Origin of the sequence: Arthrobacter sp. HY1533, from assembly GCF_027568515.1 — a bacterium.
In the GTDB taxonomy this organism is placed as follows: Bacteria; Actinomycetota; Actinomycetes; order Actinomycetales; family Micrococcaceae; genus Specibacter.
In genome coordinates this window covers 31,636-46,454 of record NZ_JANKZF010000010.1, presented here as the reverse complement: position 1 = coordinate 46,454, position 14,819 = coordinate 31,636, and the positions used below count along the sequence as shown (strand labels likewise).

Here is a 14,819-nt window from a genome sequence, read left to right as displayed (position 1 = left end):
CCCCCTGACTGCACCGATTTCCGAAACTGCGCCGGGATGTACAAAACAACACCGGCCGGCGGGGCAGTGAAATTTTCACTGCCCCGCCGGCCGTTTTTGCGTGCCGTGCCGCCTAGTGGCGGCGGAGCGGGCCAACCGCCAGGGCACCCAGGGCAAGCAGCATCAATGCAGCGCCACCAAACAGCAGGGTGCTGTTTGCGTTGAGGCCCGTGCTGGCCAAGCCGTCAGCCACGGCGGACGCGGATGGCACGGGAGTCCCTGCGGTCGTCGTGGCAGGCGTTGTCGCGGGCGTCAAGGTCGCGGCCGGAGTTGTGACCGCGGTGGTGGCAGGCGTTGTCGCGGGCGTCAACGTCGCAGCCGGAGTCGTGACCGCAGTCGTCGCGGGCGTGGTGGCCGGAGACAAAGTCGCTGCCGGAGTGGTCGCAGCCGGAGTGGTCGCGGCAGGCGTGGTTGCCTCAATTTCACCGCCGGGCACCTTGCAGCCGAAGTCCTCATGGCCCAAAAGCGGGTAGGCGTGCATTTCACTGCCGACTCCCCGGTGGCTGAGGTCGCCCGCGACCAGGATGCGGCCGTTGGTTCCGGGAGCGTAAATGTCCGTGGTGCCCCCGGGGGTAGGAACCAGGATCATGCCGGGGACCTGCGCCTGGCCGCCCACGGTCACATTGGAGGCTGTTTCAAAGTTCCAGACTAAGTTGGCCGCAATGGCACCAAACGCCGATTCTGCCGGCGGGTTGGCATTAATGTTGATCGGCACCCCCGCCGCATCCAGCAGCGCATTGAAGTGCAGTCCGGCAGACGGCGCCCCGGTCACGTTGACCACCACCCGCGCACCTGCGGGAATCCCCTTGAGCTGAAGGGATACGTTGGCTGCGGCCGAACCGAGGGTGCCGCCGTCGACCGTGAACACCTGGGGCGAGGCCGTGCCGTTGCCCTGCAGAACCACGGACAACTTGTCAGTGATGACGGTGCCGGTGTCGGCGAGGCCTGAGAACTCATCCGAGGCCGCCGCCAGTCCGGCCACAGCCTGCGCGTGTCCGGAGACCGCTCCGGCGTCCAGGTAAGTGAACTGCCCGCCGTTCATTTCCAGCTTGCCTGCCGGAACATTGTTGAGCCCCTTGATGCGGGCGTCACCTCCGGCGGCATTGCCGGTTCCAACATCAACCGTGGTGCCGTTGCTGGAGATGTCCCCGCCCACCAGGAGCATTTCGGCCCCGGGCACGGGAACAATCTGGGAGCCCACGCCCACCACCCCGACGTTGTACCGGGTCTGCCCCTGCTTGTTGAAGCTGGCATTGCCCATGACCACTATCAGCCCCTCGGCCTCGGCCGCAGACTCGGACACAGTGAAGTTTCCGCCCACAAACACGTTGGTGTTGTTGTCGTACCCGGCCACGGGGCCGTTGCCCAGCCCGGGCATGACTTCAGGGCAGGAGAATCCGCCATCGGCATTGGCTGTGGGCACCATGGAAAGGAAGCCGCCCAGGGTCAGGGCCGCAGTAAGTGCCGAGGCTGCGGCGACCGACGCGCGCCTGGAGGGTCGTGCCATGGGGGTGTTCAATTCTTCCTACCTTTGTTCGAGGAACCGGGGCCATTCATTACTGGCGAGTAGCAGCATTCAAACTATCGGCCAGTCCAGCGAAAGGCACATTGGCCAAAAGGGCAGCAAGGAAGCCCTGAAACAGCGTCATTCGACATTCAGCAATCAGCCGCTCCCATGCGCCTTTCCGCTCTATCCGGTGCCCCAAGTCGCCCCAGGCAATCACTTTGCCCAAACGGGCGAGACGGACACCACAACCCCCTTGACACGGCCCATGAAAAAACGGCAAGTAATTTTTCGTCACAATTGCTGGGCTCCCCGGTGGGCCGCCAGAAGCCGCCCGCCAGCTAGAATCACAAGCGTGAGCGCTACGAATCTTCCTGCCCAGGTATCCGACATCTTCGACCCCACCCGCTGGCGCGTGGTGGAGGGCTTTGACTTCACCGACATGACGTACCACCGCCAGGTGGAACGGAACGAAGACGGCACCATCGTGCGGGACCTGCCCACAGTGCGCATCGCTTTCAACCGCCCCGAGGTCCGCAACGCCTTCCGCCCGGGCACCGTCGATGAGCTGTACCGCGCCATGGACCACGCCCGCATGACCCCGGATGTGGCAACGGTCCTGCTGACCGGCAACGGCCCCTCCCCCAAGGACGGCGGCCACTCCTTCTGCTCCGGCGGCGACCAGCGCATCCGCGGCCGCGACGGCTACAAGTACGCCGACGGCGAGACGAAGGAAACCATTGACCCAGCCCGCGCCGGGCGCCTCCACATCCTGGAAGTCCAGCGCCTCATGCGCACCATGCCCAAGGTGGTCATTGCCGTGGTCAACGGCTGGGCAGCCGGCGGCGGGCACTCACTCCACGTCGTCTCGGACCTCACCATCGCCTCCCGCGAGCATGGCAAGTTCAAGCAGACCGACGCAACGGTGGGATCCTTCGACGCCGGCTACGGATCGGCCCTGCTGGCCCGCCAGATCGGCCAGAAGAACGCCCGCGAAATCTTCTTCCTGGCCCGCGAATACTCCGCCGACGACATGGTCCGCATGGGCGCCGTCAACGAGGCCGTGGCCCACGAAGACCTGGAGAAAACGGCGCTGGAATACGCGGCCGATATTGCCCGCCAGTCCCCGCAGGCCATCCGCATGCTGAAGTTCGCCTTCAACCTGGCCGACGACGGCCTGGCCGGACAGCAGGTCTTCGCCGGCGAGGCCACCCGCCTGGCCTACATGACGGACGAGGCCGTGGAGGGCAAGGAAGCGTTCCTTGAAAAACGCGACCCCGACTGGTCCTCCTTCCCGTACTACTTCTAATACATAGGCACCCATGAACATTGAACCCCTGCTCAAGGCACTTTCCGAGGCACTCTCCGGCGAGGGCCCCGCGGTCCAAATCGCACCCGACGGCAGTTTTGAACTCATCCCGCAGGCCAAGCTGGGGCTGCCGGCCAACAGCGACACCGAGATTGCCGCCGTCGTGCTTACCTCCGGAAGCACCGGCACACCCAAGCGCACACTGCTGAGCGTTGACGCGCTGGCGGCGTCGTCCGTTGGCACCGCACTGGCACTGCGCGGCGAGGGCCAGTGGCTGCTGGCCCTGCCCACAAACTATGTGGCGGGCCTGCAGGTCCTGGTGCGCAGCCTGTTTGCCGGCACGCGCCCGTGGGCCATGGATTTGAGCGGCGGCTTCACCCCCGAGGCGTTCACCGAGGCCGCGCTGGAGCTGACCGACAACACGCGCTTCACCTCGCTGGTGCCCACGCAGCTCAGCCGCCTGCTCACCAACCCGAGCGCCGAAACACTCACAGTGCTGCGCCGCTTCAACGCCATCTTGCTGGGCGGCGGCCCGGTCAACCCCGTGCTGCTCGAGGCCGCGCGCGGTGCCGGGCTGAACGTCGTGACCACCTACGGCATGAGCGAGACATGTGGCGGTGCCGTGTACGACGGCGTCCCGCTCGACGGCGTGGAGCTCTCCATCCGCGACGGCCGGGTCTGGCTGGGCGGGCCCGTAGTTGCCGAAGGGTACCTGGGCGACGCCGAGCTCACGGGGGCATCCTTCTTCGAGGAAGAGCACGACGGCGAGATGGTGCGTTGGTATGAAACCGGCGACCTCGGCGAGCTGGACAGTGAGGGACGGCTGCGCGTGCTGGGCCGTGTGGACGACGTCATCATCACCGGTGGCCTGAAAGTTTCCGCCGCGGCCGTGGCCGACGGGCTGCACCGCGTGCAGGGCGTGCGCGAGGCCGTGGTGCTTCCCGTGCCCTCCGAAGAGTGGGGCCAGCAGGTCGCCGCGATGGTGGTTGCCAGCTGCTCCGAGGACGAGCTCAGGTCCGGGGCCGCCGCACTTCTGGAGCCGCACCTGCTGCCCAAGATTGTGGTGTTTGTCTCCGAGCTGCCGCTGCTGGCCACGGGAAAGCCCGACAGGACGTCGATTTTGGCGGCCCTGACCCAGGCCTCCACTAACGCCTAGCGGCGACAAGGGGCAGAATTAGCCCTTGGGCCTGTTATTGGACCCGAAAGATTTTTACCTATCAACAAGGAGTAATGCTGTGGCCACTGTGGGTCAATGGATCGCCGGAGCACGGCTGAGAACCCTCCCCATGGCAGTGGCCCCCGTCATCATCGGCACCGCCGCGGCCTACGACCTCGGTGCCCTGCACTGGGGCCGGGCCGTCCTGGCTGCGGTGGTGGCGCTGCTGCTGCAGATCGGCGTGAACTACGCCAACGACTACTCCGACGGAATCCGCGGCACCGACGAGGTCCGCGTGGGCCCACTGCGCCTGGTGGGCAGCGGCGCGGCCCGCCCGCGCGACGTCAAGATGGCCGCATTCGGCGCACTTGGCCTTGCCATGGTGGCCGGCCTGGCCCTGGTGCTCCTGTCCCAGGCGTGGTGGCTGCTGCTGGTGGGCGCCGGGGCCGTGCTGGCCGCCTGGGGCTACACGGGCGGCAAGAACCCCTACGGCTACATGGGCCTGGGGGACGTGTTTGTTTTTGTGTTCTTTGGCCCCGTGGCGACACTTGGCACCACCTTCACCCAGGCCGGGTCGGTGAGTGCGGCGGCAGTCCTGGGTTCCATCGCAACGGGACTCATCGCCGTCGCACTTCTCATGGCCAACAACGTCCGAGACATCCCCACGGACCGGGAGGTGGGCAAGCGGACGCTCGCCGTGCGGCTGGGCGACAGGAACGCGCGGCTGAGCTATGTGGTGATGCTGGCACTGTCGGTGGCCCTGCCCATGTTCCTGGCCCCGGAGAAGCCGTGGATCCTGCTGGTGCTGCTGCTGGTCCCGTTCATGCTGATGCCGAGCTGGCTCATGCTCAAGGGCAAGAAGCGCAAGAGCCTGATCCCGGTACTGCAGCAGACAGGCATGCTCAACCTGGGCTTCAGCCTGCTGTTCGCGGCCGCCATGGTGCTGACGACCGTGGTGGGCCAGTAGGCGGGTCTCCCTGCACAATGCGGAAATCGAATTAATCACTACGGTAGAGTTCGAGCTGCATTGATCCCCACAGGGCCATTTCCTTGGTGGATTGTGCCCCATTCGCACCAGGTGCACCACACAAAGGACACATTCATGAACGCCTTCAGGAACAAGGCCATTCTCCTGCCCATGACCGTCGGGCTCGCGCTGGCACTCGCCGGCTGCGGCGGAGCTGCGCAGACGCCACAGCCCACACCAGTTGCGGAATCAGCAACCACGCAGGCCGCCCCGGCCACGGCCCCCGATGCCAAGGAGATCTTCCCCAAGGTCACCGAAACAGTCAAGAGTGCCAAATCCGTCGCCATCGCCGGCGACATGAGCCGTGGCGCCGAAAACATCAAGTTGAAGATTTCCGGCACCCGCGACGGATCCAACGCACTGGCCGAGATAACCATGAAGGGCGCCACGAGCACGCTGCTCACCGCCGACGGGGTCACCTACTTGAAGGCAGACAAGGAATTCTTCGCCCAAAATGCGGGGCAGGAAGCCGCAGATGCCATTGAATCGATGGTTGGCGGCAAATGGATAGCGGTGACCGACCCGGCCATGTTCGGCAAATTCAGCATTGCCTCGCTGCTGGATTCCTTTGGTTCCCAAGGCCTGGCAGAATCCGATTTTGGGACGATTTCCGACTCGTCAATCGTGGACTTGAATGGCACCAAGGCCTTCAAGTACACGGCACAGGAGGCAACCGTGTGGATCGCTGCAGAGGGCGCCCCCTACCTGCTTCAGATGCAGCCCAAGGACCCCGAGGAGCAGGGCCTGGGAGTCATGACTTTCAGCGACTGGAACGCCGTGGCCCCACAGACCGCACCGGCCAAGGATGAAACAATTTCCATCCCGGGGCTCTAGCAGCACCCGCCCCGACTGCGGCGGCCCGCCCTGCGCTGTTGGCAGCAGGCGGGCCTGGCCGCGGGCGAACTAGTTTGCTGAGGCCTGGTCGGCGCCGGGCTTCCGGTCGGCGTCAACCCAGACATCGGGGTTGCTGTCGATGAGGGCGTCCTCGGCATCGGCGTCGGCAATCGCGCCGGTTGACTGCGTGGTGGTGGCGTTCGGGGCGAAAGTCTTGGCAACCACCTCGGTTGCACCTTCGCGCTGCTTGCGGAAGAACAGGAAGCTGACCACAAAGGCGCACAGGGCGGCGATGAGCGCTGCCGTGAGGGGCGTGAAGTGCAGTGCCAGGTAGGCGATGAGGAAGAATGCCAGGAACAGCACGCCGCGGATCAGGGAGTATTTGAAGAAAGCCACGGGCCAAGTTTAGCCGTTGAAGCTGGACGCCCGCCCTATGCGGTGCCGGGTCCCAATTTGTCCACCAACGCTAGAATGAAGTATGCGTTACATCATTCCCGCCATCGTGGTCGTTGTCCTGTTCGTCTACGGACTCATCGACTGCCTCCGCAGCGACCGCAACGACGTGCGGGGCATTTCGAAGACTGCCTGGGTGCTGGTGATTGTGCTGCTGAACGTGGTTGGCGTGGCCCTGTGGTTCCTGTTCGGCCGCCCCCGCTATGCGGCCTCGGTGGGTGCCGCGCGCACAGCCGGGCCGGCCGGCCGCAGCTCCTTCCCCGCCGGGCATTCCGGCGCCCCCGACGACGATCCCGAGTTCCTGCGCGCCCTGGCCGTCAAGCGGGCCCAGAAGCTGGAAGATGAGCGGCTCCGCAAGCTCAAGGCCGAGCTGGATGAGCGTGAAGCCAAGCTGCGCGAGCAGCACCCAAACGACGAAACAAAGAAGTAGCCACCCGCCGGCTCGCCGGCGGGTTTTTTTGTCGCCTCCACCCCGCGCCTCACACGCCAATAGTCCGATGAATATGCGCCGGGCAGATCAGGGCACCCCGCGTTGCGGGCACTGTTATCCGTAACTTTTCAATTTTTCCTTCCGATCAACTACGCCCGCTGGTAGCTTTACCGGGATACATCAGATGTTTAATCTGTGGGGGATCCCGGCACCAAGCAATTGAGTTCAGCCACGTGCCGCCTGGGTTGAGCCACCAACGAGGAAGTTGAATTCATGGTCTTGAACAGCAACACCGCCACGCCCGGGGAGAAACCCGGGCCACACGCTGCGGGAGAATCCCGCAAATCGAAACGGCCCGCAGCCCTTGCCGGGATTGCTGCACTGGGACTCATCGGCACCCTGCTGGTCCCGGCCCTGGGCGCACAGGCCGCCACGGGCGACTCCCTCAACATCGGGTTCAACGGTTCCCTGGTGGGCAACACGGCCTACACCACCACGGGCTCGGAAATCATGCACGGCGTCCTGAACCGAGTCACCGGCAACGAGGAGCAGGTGGCACTCAGCGGCGTGCGGCTCACAGGCGGCGCCCAGGGCATCCGCTATGCACCCACCGACATGACCACCGGCACCGACACCGCGGACCAGGGCTTCCTGGGCGAGGCGACGTTCACGCCCGCCGGCTCGGCGGACATGTCCACCATTTTCTCCGCCGGCGGCAACTTCTACATTCGCGCCCAGGGCGGCGAGCTGCGGTACGGGTTTGACTCCCTCACCGGCTCAACCTGGACCTCAAACAAGGCCACGGTTGAGTACCCCTCACTGAACAAGGAACATGCCGTTTCCTTCCACTACCTGCCCACGTCCGGCGGCGCCACACTTTCCGTGATGCTCGACGGCGTGACGTTGCCCCCCGTGAGCAGCACGGCTCCGGCGCGGAACGCCACCAACATGGGGGCCATCTTCGGCTTCGGCTACGAGGTCAACCCGGGCGGGGCCAACCGCGGATTCAGCGGCATGCTCCACGATGTCCGCCTGGCCAAGACTGCCGCGCCCTTCACGCCGTCGCTCTTTGAGTACCAGCCCAAGCCGGCCTCCACGGATCTGCTTGACGTCTCCTACGACGGCGCACTCGCGGGCAACGCCTACACGGCCGCCGGCAGCGACGTGCTGCTGGGCGCGCTGAACCGCCGCGCCGGCACCGAGACTGTTTCCGGGGGCAAGGCCACCTTGACGGCAACCGGCGAGGGCCTGGACTTCACGGCAACGGCCTTCCCGCTCGGCACCACCAAGCTGGACAAGGGCTTTGTTGCGGAGGCAAGCTTCACACCGTCCGGACCCCAGGTTGCCCAGGCGCCTGTGATCGCCGTCGGCGGCAACCTCTTCGCCCGCTACAACTCGGCCGGGACGTCCTTTGAGTACGGCTTCAGCTCCAACGCGAGCGGCTCCTGGCAGACGTTCTCCGAGTCCATTCCCGTGCCCGAAGTAAACAAGCCGCACACCTTCTCCATGGTCTACGTACCCAAGGGCGACGGCACCGCCGAGCTCGTTGCGGGCATGGACGGCAAGCTGCTGGCCCCCGTCACGGGCGTCCAGGCCATCAGGAACGCCGCATCCATCACCACCGCCACCTTTGGTGCCGAGGTGAAGGAAGCCGCGAACAACCGCGCGTTCAAGGGATCCCTGGACAAGACGCGCTTTGCCGCACTGACCGCCGGCTACGAGGCCTCCGCCGTGAAGTACCAGGATCTGGCACCGGGAGAGCCCGAAGTATGCGAGCCGCTGCTGGTTGACCCGGCCAACTACATCTCCGTCAGCACGGGCGACTGCGAGGCCAACATCCTGGCCAAGTCAGCACTTGTCCGCCCCACCAAGGCACAGCTGGAATGGCAGGAGTCCCGCCAGACGGCCTTCCTGCACTTCGGCATCAACACCTTCTACGACCAGGAGTGGGGCCACGGCACCGAGGACCCCGCCCGCTTCAACCCCACTGACTTTGATGCGGACAGCTGGGTCAAGACCCTGCGCGACAACGGCTACCGCTACGCCGTGTTGACGGTCAAGCACCACGACGGCTTCATGTCCTACCCCTCCCGCTACACCGACTACACGGTGGCATCCTCGCCGTGGAAGAACGGCAAGGGGGACGTGGTGAAGGAATTCACCGACGCGGCCCACAAGTACGGCATGAAGGTTGGCCTGTACATGTCCCCGGCCGACTCCAACCAGGAAGTCGACGGCGTGTTCGGCAACGGCAGCCCCAAGAGCGAACGCACCATCCCCACCCTTGTTGCAGGAGATGACCGCGCGGGCAAGACCATCCCCACTTTCAAGTACCAGGCCACCGACTACGGCGCGTTCTTCCTGAACACCCTGTACGAGATCCTGACCCAGTACGGCCAGGTTGATGAAGTCTGGTTTGACGGCGCCCAGGGCAACACGGGCAAGCGGGAGTTCTACGACTACCCGGCGTTCTATGACATGATCGCCAAGCTCCAGCCCCAGTCGGTGGTCGCCGTGGGCGGCAACGACGTTCGCTGGATCGGCAACGAACAAGGCGTGGCACGTGCCAACGAGTGGGCCGTGCTGCCCATTGCCCGCCCCACCGACGGCGGCAAGATCTCCGCCGTCGGCGGCGAGGAATCAAATGGCCTCGGCTCGCGCTCCAGCGTCATCAACTCGGTCAAGAACGGCCAGGCCAACAGCCTGCACTGGTGGCCCGGCGAGGCTGACATGCGCCTGACCCAGGGCTGGTTCGCGCACCCCAGCGATTCGCCCAAGCAGCCGGCCGAAATGATGAACAAGTACTACCAGTCCGTTGGCCGCAATTCCGTGTTGCTGCTCAACGTTCCGCCCACAACCACGGGCAAGTTCGCCCCGGCCTCCGTGACTGCCCTGGAGGGCTTCAAGGCCGCCCGGGACAAGTCCTTCGGCAATGACCTGGCGCTGGGCCTGCCCGTGACGGTCAACGGGGAAAGCACCACGCTCCTGACGGACGACAACGCCCGCACAGGGGCCAGCCAGGCCCTGGCTGCGGATTCCACGGTTGGCATCGACCTGGGTGCACCCAAGTCGGTCAGCAACATCTCCCTGAGCGAGCACGTCCTGGAACACGGCCAAACGGTGGAGAAGTTCACGGTTGAAGCCAAGATCAACGGCACCTGGACGGCCGTCAACAACGACGGCGCCAACGGCGGGGGAACCGGAGGCGGCACGATCGGCGTCATGCGCATCCTGAAGTTCGCGGCGCCCGTGACGGCACAGGAATTCCGAGTGACCATCAAGGAAACCCGCGCACCGGCGCACCTGTCCAACGTCTCCCTGTTCGAGACCCTGGCAGCGGCACCCGCCCCCCTCATGGACCTCTACGTCGACTGCACGGCACCCGTTGCCGGCATCGGCACACAGGCCCGCCCGTTCAACTCGATGGAGCAGTTCCGCCAGCTGGAAATCGCCACGGGTGCCACGATCCATTTCAAGGCCGGCACCGACTGCGCAGCCTCCACCACCCCCTTCTGGGGATACGGGACCGCGGACAAGCCCATCACCGTCACCAGCTACGGAGACGGGGCAGCCGCCCTCATCGAAGGGAAGCCTCTGGCGGACACCTTCGCCAAGCGTGCCGCCCAGGGCTGGGTTGTCGATGCCCCCGTTGAGCCTGCAACTCCGGCAGTCACCATGGACAATTCCGCCGTCACGGCAGGCGGGAGCACCAAGCTGACGCTGGCCGGATTCGCTCCGGCCACGGAGGCCACCGTTGAGCTTCGTCCCGCTGCGGCAACGCTGCGCGCCGGCGCGGTGGAACTGGGCAAGGTCACCACCGATGCCCAGGGCGCCGGAACCATCACCGTCACCATTCCTGCGGACACGGCTTCGGGCACCTTCACCCTGGCGGTGGTCCAGGGCGCCCTCTCGGCCACGTCCCAGCTGACGGTCACGGCGGTTGAACCCACCACGGAACCGACAGTCGAACCTACCGTGGAGCCGACGGTCGAACCTACCGTTGAACCGACGACCGGGCCCACGGTGGCACCGACCACCAAGCCCACCGTTGACCCAACGACTGACCCAACGACTGACCCAACTGGTGCTCCGACTGGCGCTCCGACCGCCAGCGGCACGGGCGCGGCAACTACAGCCACCACGGCACCGGCAGCCGCAACTGGCGATGGCGACCTGGCCAACACGGGTGCCGGCGCCACCACCGGCCTGCTGATGGCCGCGATGCTGATGCTGCTGGGCGGCTTCGTCTTCGTGGCAGTCCGCCGCCGCGGCAAGCGGGCCTAAGCAGCCCGAGGGAAAGCAGAAAAGCGGCCGTGCCGGGAACACCATGCGTTCCCGGCACGGCCGCTTTGTTTCTCGCTTGGGCCGTCCTAGCCCTTCTGGAACACCTGCACCACCGACGGGCGGGGCGCGCGCACCTGGCCGCGCTTCGGCGTTGCCCCGGCAGGCACGTAATCGGGGAAGAGCGAGTTCTGCACGGTGTACGAACCCTCCTCGCCCGGGTGCTGCACAGCTACGTAGACCATGGATTCGTCGTCGTGGATGATGGGGCCGCAGGTCTCGGCGTTGCGCGGCATGGAGGCGAATTGCTCCACCTTGCCGCGGTTGCTGCCCTCCAGGCCCACCTTGAACAGGCCGTCGTTGTAGCCAATGGTCGACGGCGCACCGTCCGTTGAGATCCACAGGTTGCCCTGGGTGTCGAAGGCGAGGTTGTCGGGGCAGGAGATGGGGCTGACCTGCGAGGCCGGGAAGCCGCTGAAATAGGTTTCCGTGTTCTTGGCGGGGTCGCCACAGAGCATCAGCAGGTTCCAGCTGAACGTGGTTGCCGTGGCGTCGTTGCGGCGTTCGGCGATCTCCACAACGTGGCCGTCACGGTTCTCCGTGCGGGGGTTTGTCTCGTCGGCGGCAGCCTGTCCGGGCAGCCCGCGCTTGGTGTTGTTGGTGCAGGCCACGTACACCTTGCCGGTTTTGAGGTTCGGCTGAACGTCCTCGCAGCGGTCCATCTTGGTGGCACCGGCCTTGTCAGCGGCCAGCCGGGTGTAGACCAGGACTTCGGCCACGCCCATGCCAGCAATGGCGCTCTTGCCGTCGACAACCAGGGGCAGCCACTTGCCGGAACCGTCAAAGGAGCCGTCGGCGGGAACCTTGCCGGTGCCGTCGATCTCGCCCGCCGAGTTGCCGGCAAACTGGGCCACGTAGAGGTCGCCCTCGGTCAACAGCGTCATGTTGTGGGCCTTGTTGTTCGGCTTGTACTTGTTCTTGGAGACAAACTTGTACAGGTAGTCGAAGCGCTCGTCGTCGCCCGAGTAGGCAACCACCTTGCCGTTGTCGGCGATGATGACGTTGGCACCCTCGTGCTTGAAGCGGCCCAGGCTGGTGTGCTTCTTCGGGACTGAGTTCGGGTTCTCCGGGTCGATCTCCACAATGTAGCCAAAGCGGTTGGGCTCGTTGCGGAAGTCCTCGCCGCGGGCGTCGAAACGGGGGTCTTCCTGTTCCCAGCCCATGCCGGTGGCGGCGTTGCCCAGGCCGTAGCGGCGGTCCTCCGCGCTGCTTCCGTTGGTGCGGAAGAAGCCGTTGAAGTTTTCCTCGCCGGAGAGGATGGTGCCCCACGGGGTGGTGCCGCCGGAGCAGTTTCCCAGTGTGCCGAACACAAAGCGGCCCTCGTGGTCGGCCGCGGTCTTGACCAGCGCGTTGCCGGCCAGCGGACCTGTCAGTTCAAACTTGGTGTCCATGGTGATGCGGCGGTTCAGCTTGCCGCCGCGGATGTAGTTCCAGGGCTGGCCTTTCTTGGACCGCTCCAGTTCCACAACACTCATGCCCACGGCGTTGCGGAAGATGTTGCGGCGCTTGGCCTTCTCAGCGTCATTGGCGGGGGCCGCCGGGAACATGATCTCCGGGTTGACGTACTCGTGGTTGCAGACCAGCAGGCCCTTCTTGCCATTGGGCTGGCGCAGGATTTCCAGGTAGTCGTTGTTGTAGCCGAACTGGCCGGCCTGTGCTGCCGGCGTCTGGTTCGAAAAGTCAAAGTCGGGTGAGTTCTTGAACAGCGGATCACCCCAGCGGATGATGGGCTGCCAGCCGTATCCCTTGGGCACATTGAAGGCATCCACGGCTGCGTCGACCGGCTTGATCGGCGCGAAGGTGAGCTTGCCGCCCCGGCCGTTGCTTCCGCCGTCGTACTGGCCACCGTTTCCGTTGCCGTTGTTGCCGCCAGCCAAGACAGCCGCGCTGAGCACGCCGGCCAGGCCGATCCCCATGGCCGAGCGGCGCGAGAACTCCGTGGAGACTATGTCGCGGAAGTAGTTGTTGGCGGAGGTGTTGCAGACGGCCTTGGAACAGGCGTTGTCGCATTTGAGCATGCAGGTGACGGCGCTGCGCTTTCCGCTGGTGTGGCCGAGCATGGGCAAAAGCTTCTTCAGATCGTTCATGGTGAACCCTTCTAGTGTTGATGCGTTGCAGCCACTGTGACAAGGCCGGGCGACGCGAAGAACGGGATCGGTTGAACGGCGGGTTAATGGGAAGCGAACTGTTCGGCCCACCGCAACGTTCGGTACGCTCGTGACAGCGCCGGAAGCATGGCCGGCTCACGGAAATGGGGAACATGAAGAAGTTTTTGGCCGCACTGGCACTGGTGTTGATGGGGCTGTTGGGCTCCGCCCCGGCCGCACTGGCGGAAACGCCCACGGAGATCGTGGTGGAGGACACCGCCGGCGTCCTGTACCTGCCGCAGCTGCGTGCCGAACTGGAAAAGGTCAATTTCCACGACCCCACCAAGGTGGTCATCTACACCCGCAACGGCCTGTGGGAGGACAACCTCAACGAGGAGACTCTCCGCTATGCCCGCGCCAACCACCCCGAGTGGATCAGCGCCGACGGCCAGAAGTGGGCGGACGGGCTGTTCATCTTTGCCCTGGACCCGGCGGGCCGGCAGGTTGGCACGTACATGGGCGAGGACCGCAAGGTGTCCCTGGAGAAGCAGGAAGCCATCCAGGAATCGACCAAGGACCTGTTCCGCGAAGCCCAGTGGACCGATGGCACCATTGCCGGAGTCAAGAAGGCCGCAAAGCTCATCAACCAGCCCTGGTACCAGTCCACCGGGTTCATCGTCACCTCAAGTGTCACCGGTGGCCTGGCGCTGATGGGCCTGGGCATCCGGGCGGGGGTGCGCGCCAGGAACCGCAGCAAGGCGGCGGGGCACCTGGAACGTGGCGACGCCGGGTTCTCCAGTGTGAGCCTGGAGCTGCCCGTCACCGAGCTCAACGCCAAGACCATCCCGGCGGAGTCCACCTATGGCGCGCTGGTGCTGGAGAAGTACCGCAACTTCAGCACCCGCTACCACGAGGCCGTCGAGCTGAACCAGCAGTCGCACGCGTTCACGGCCAAGGACTTGTCCAAGGGCGCCAATGTGAGCGTCACGGAGGAGTACGCGGACCTTGCCCAGGAACTGGACACCCTGGACGATGTCATTGCCGACACCAACACCTTGCTGAACAAGTATTCCGGCTGGGGCAGTGCCTGGGACCGCCAGGTTCGCCCCCTCGTGGACGACCTCGAGCAGCTGCCGGAACTGCTCTCACAGGCCGAGGCGCAGGGCCTGCCCACCACGGCAGCCCTGGGATCCTTCCACGCCGAGCGGATCCAAGGCATCGCCCAGCTCTCCGCCAACGTCCAGACCGGCGTCATCACCCCGGACGCCGCCCTTGACGAGCTGCGCAACATGCGCCTGGAACTGACCAATCTGCTGCAGCGCCACTCCGAGGCCATGATCGGCAAATACGCCAAGTCCACCTCCGAGGAGCGCGCCATGGAGAAGGCCATGGACGGCAGCCGGCGGACCGAGCTGCGCCGCTCCAGCCCCACCATTCTGGGCTCGGTCTTCGACTGGTACACCTTCTACCCCGTGCGCTCCTTCAGCCTGGGCTACTCGGCCGGCCGGTCCTCGGTGGAGTCCGCCCGCAGCAGCGCAAATTCCAGCTCCGGCGGCAGCCGCACCGGCTACGGCTCCAGCGGCGGCAGCTTCTCCGGCTCGGGCAGTTCCTCCCACTTCTAGGGCTGCCGGAACCCACC

Annotated in this window: 10 protein-coding genes; 7 read left to right on the top strand and 3 right to left on the bottom strand. The window is 65.4% G+C overall.

Annotated elements, in window-relative coordinates:
• Positions 1-112: 112 nt before the first annotated feature.
• Positions 113-1,546, bottom strand: a complete 1,434-nt coding sequence (locus PCK14_RS10125) for a choice-of-anchor A family protein (protein ID WP_269938364.1) — start codon at positions 1,544-1,546, stop codon at positions 113-115.
• A gap of 352 nt (positions 1,547-1,898) precedes the next feature.
• Between PCK14_RS10125 and PCK14_RS10120 the strand changes: the two genes are divergently transcribed.
• The 4 genes from PCK14_RS10120 to PCK14_RS10105 all read left to right on the top strand — a co-directional run bounded on the left by PCK14_RS10120 (position 1,899) and on the right by PCK14_RS10105 (position 5,869).
• Complete coding sequence (locus PCK14_RS10120; protein ID WP_442864698.1) at positions 1,899-2,852, top strand: 1,4-dihydroxy-2-naphthoyl-CoA synthase; 954 nt, start codon at positions 1,899-1,901, stop codon at positions 2,850-2,852.
• A gap of 13 nt (positions 2,853-2,865) precedes the next feature.
• The gene (locus tag PCK14_RS10115; protein WP_269938363.1) at positions 2,866-4,008 is read left to right on the top strand and encodes an AMP-binding protein; all 1,143 of its coding nucleotides are present in this window, start codon (positions 2,866-2,868) and stop codon (positions 4,006-4,008) included.
• A gap of 79 nt (positions 4,009-4,087) precedes the next feature.
• Positions 4,088-4,975, top strand: coding sequence for a 1,4-dihydroxy-2-naphthoate polyprenyltransferase (locus tag PCK14_RS10110; protein WP_269938362.1), 888 nt, complete (start codon positions 4,088-4,090; stop codon positions 4,973-4,975).
• Positions 4,976-5,110: 135 nt separating this feature from the next.
• Positions 5,111-5,869 carry a hypothetical protein gene (locus PCK14_RS10105; protein WP_269938361.1) on the top strand — a complete coding sequence of 253 codons (759 nt, stop codon included), beginning with the start codon at positions 5,111-5,113 and terminating at the stop codon, positions 5,867-5,869.
• 69 nt (positions 5,870-5,938) lie between these two features.
• On the opposite strand, the gene PCK14_RS10100 is transcribed toward PCK14_RS10105, so the two are convergent.
• Entirely contained in the window at positions 5,939-6,265 is a 327-nt protein-coding gene (locus tag PCK14_RS10100; RefSeq protein ID WP_269938360.1) for a DUF4229 domain-containing protein, read from the bottom strand.
• 82 nt (positions 6,266-6,347) lie between these two features.
• On the opposite strand from PCK14_RS10100, the gene PCK14_RS10095 reads away from it, so the two are divergent.
• Both PCK14_RS10095 and PCK14_RS10090 read left to right on the top strand, forming a co-directional pair.
• A complete protein-coding gene (locus PCK14_RS10095; protein ID WP_269938359.1) occupies positions 6,348-6,752 on the top strand; it encodes a PLDc N-terminal domain-containing protein in 405 nt (134 codons plus the stop codon).
• 273 nt (positions 6,753-7,025) lie between these two features.
• Complete coding sequence (locus tag PCK14_RS10090) at positions 7,026-11,036, top strand: alpha-L-fucosidase (RefSeq protein ID WP_269938358.1); 4,011 nt, start codon at positions 7,026-7,028, stop codon at positions 11,034-11,036.
• An 86-nt stretch (positions 11,037-11,122) separates the two neighbouring features.
• Here PCK14_RS10090 and PCK14_RS10085 read toward each other — a convergent pair whose 3' ends face one another.
• Positions 11,123-13,180 carry a PhoX family protein gene (locus PCK14_RS10085; protein ID WP_269938357.1) on the bottom strand — a complete coding sequence of 686 codons (2,058 nt, stop codon included), beginning with the start codon at positions 13,178-13,180 and terminating at the stop codon, positions 11,123-11,125.
• A 173-nt stretch (positions 13,181-13,353) separates the two neighbouring features.
• Here PCK14_RS10085 and PCK14_RS10080 point away from each other — a divergent pair, with 173 nt between their 5' ends.
• Entirely contained in the window at positions 13,354-14,802 is a 1,449-nt protein-coding gene (locus PCK14_RS10080; RefSeq protein ID WP_269938356.1) for a DUF5129 domain-containing protein, read from the top strand.
• The last annotated feature ends 17 nt before the right edge of the window (positions 14,803-14,819 follow it).

Bases quoted from the DNA above. Each gene is read 5' to 3' on its own strand.
- PCK14_RS10125 (WP_269938364.1), bottom strand. From the start codon at position 1,546: ATGGCACGACCCTCCAGGCGCGCGTCGGTCGCCGCAGCCTCGGCACTT.
- PCK14_RS10115 (WP_269938363.1), top strand. From the start codon at position 2,866: ATGAACATTGAACCCCTGCTCAAGGCACTTTCCGAGGCACTCTCCGGC.
- PCK14_RS10105 (WP_269938361.1), top strand. From the start codon at position 5,111: ATGAACGCCTTCAGGAACAAGGCCATTCTCCTGCCCATGACCGTCGGG.
- PCK14_RS10095 (WP_269938359.1), top strand. From the start codon at position 6,348: ATGCGTTACATCATTCCCGCCATCGTGGTCGTTGTCCTGTTCGTCTAC.
- PCK14_RS10090 (WP_269938358.1), top strand. From the start codon at position 7,026: ATGGTCTTGAACAGCAACACCGCCACGCCCGGGGAGAAACCCGGGCCA.
- PCK14_RS10085 (WP_269938357.1), bottom strand. From the start codon at position 13,180: ATGAACGATCTGAAGAAGCTTTTGCCCATGCTCGGCCACACCAGCGGA.
- PCK14_RS10080 (WP_269938356.1), top strand. From the start codon at position 13,354: ATGAAGAAGTTTTTGGCCGCACTGGCACTGGTGTTGATGGGGCTGTTG.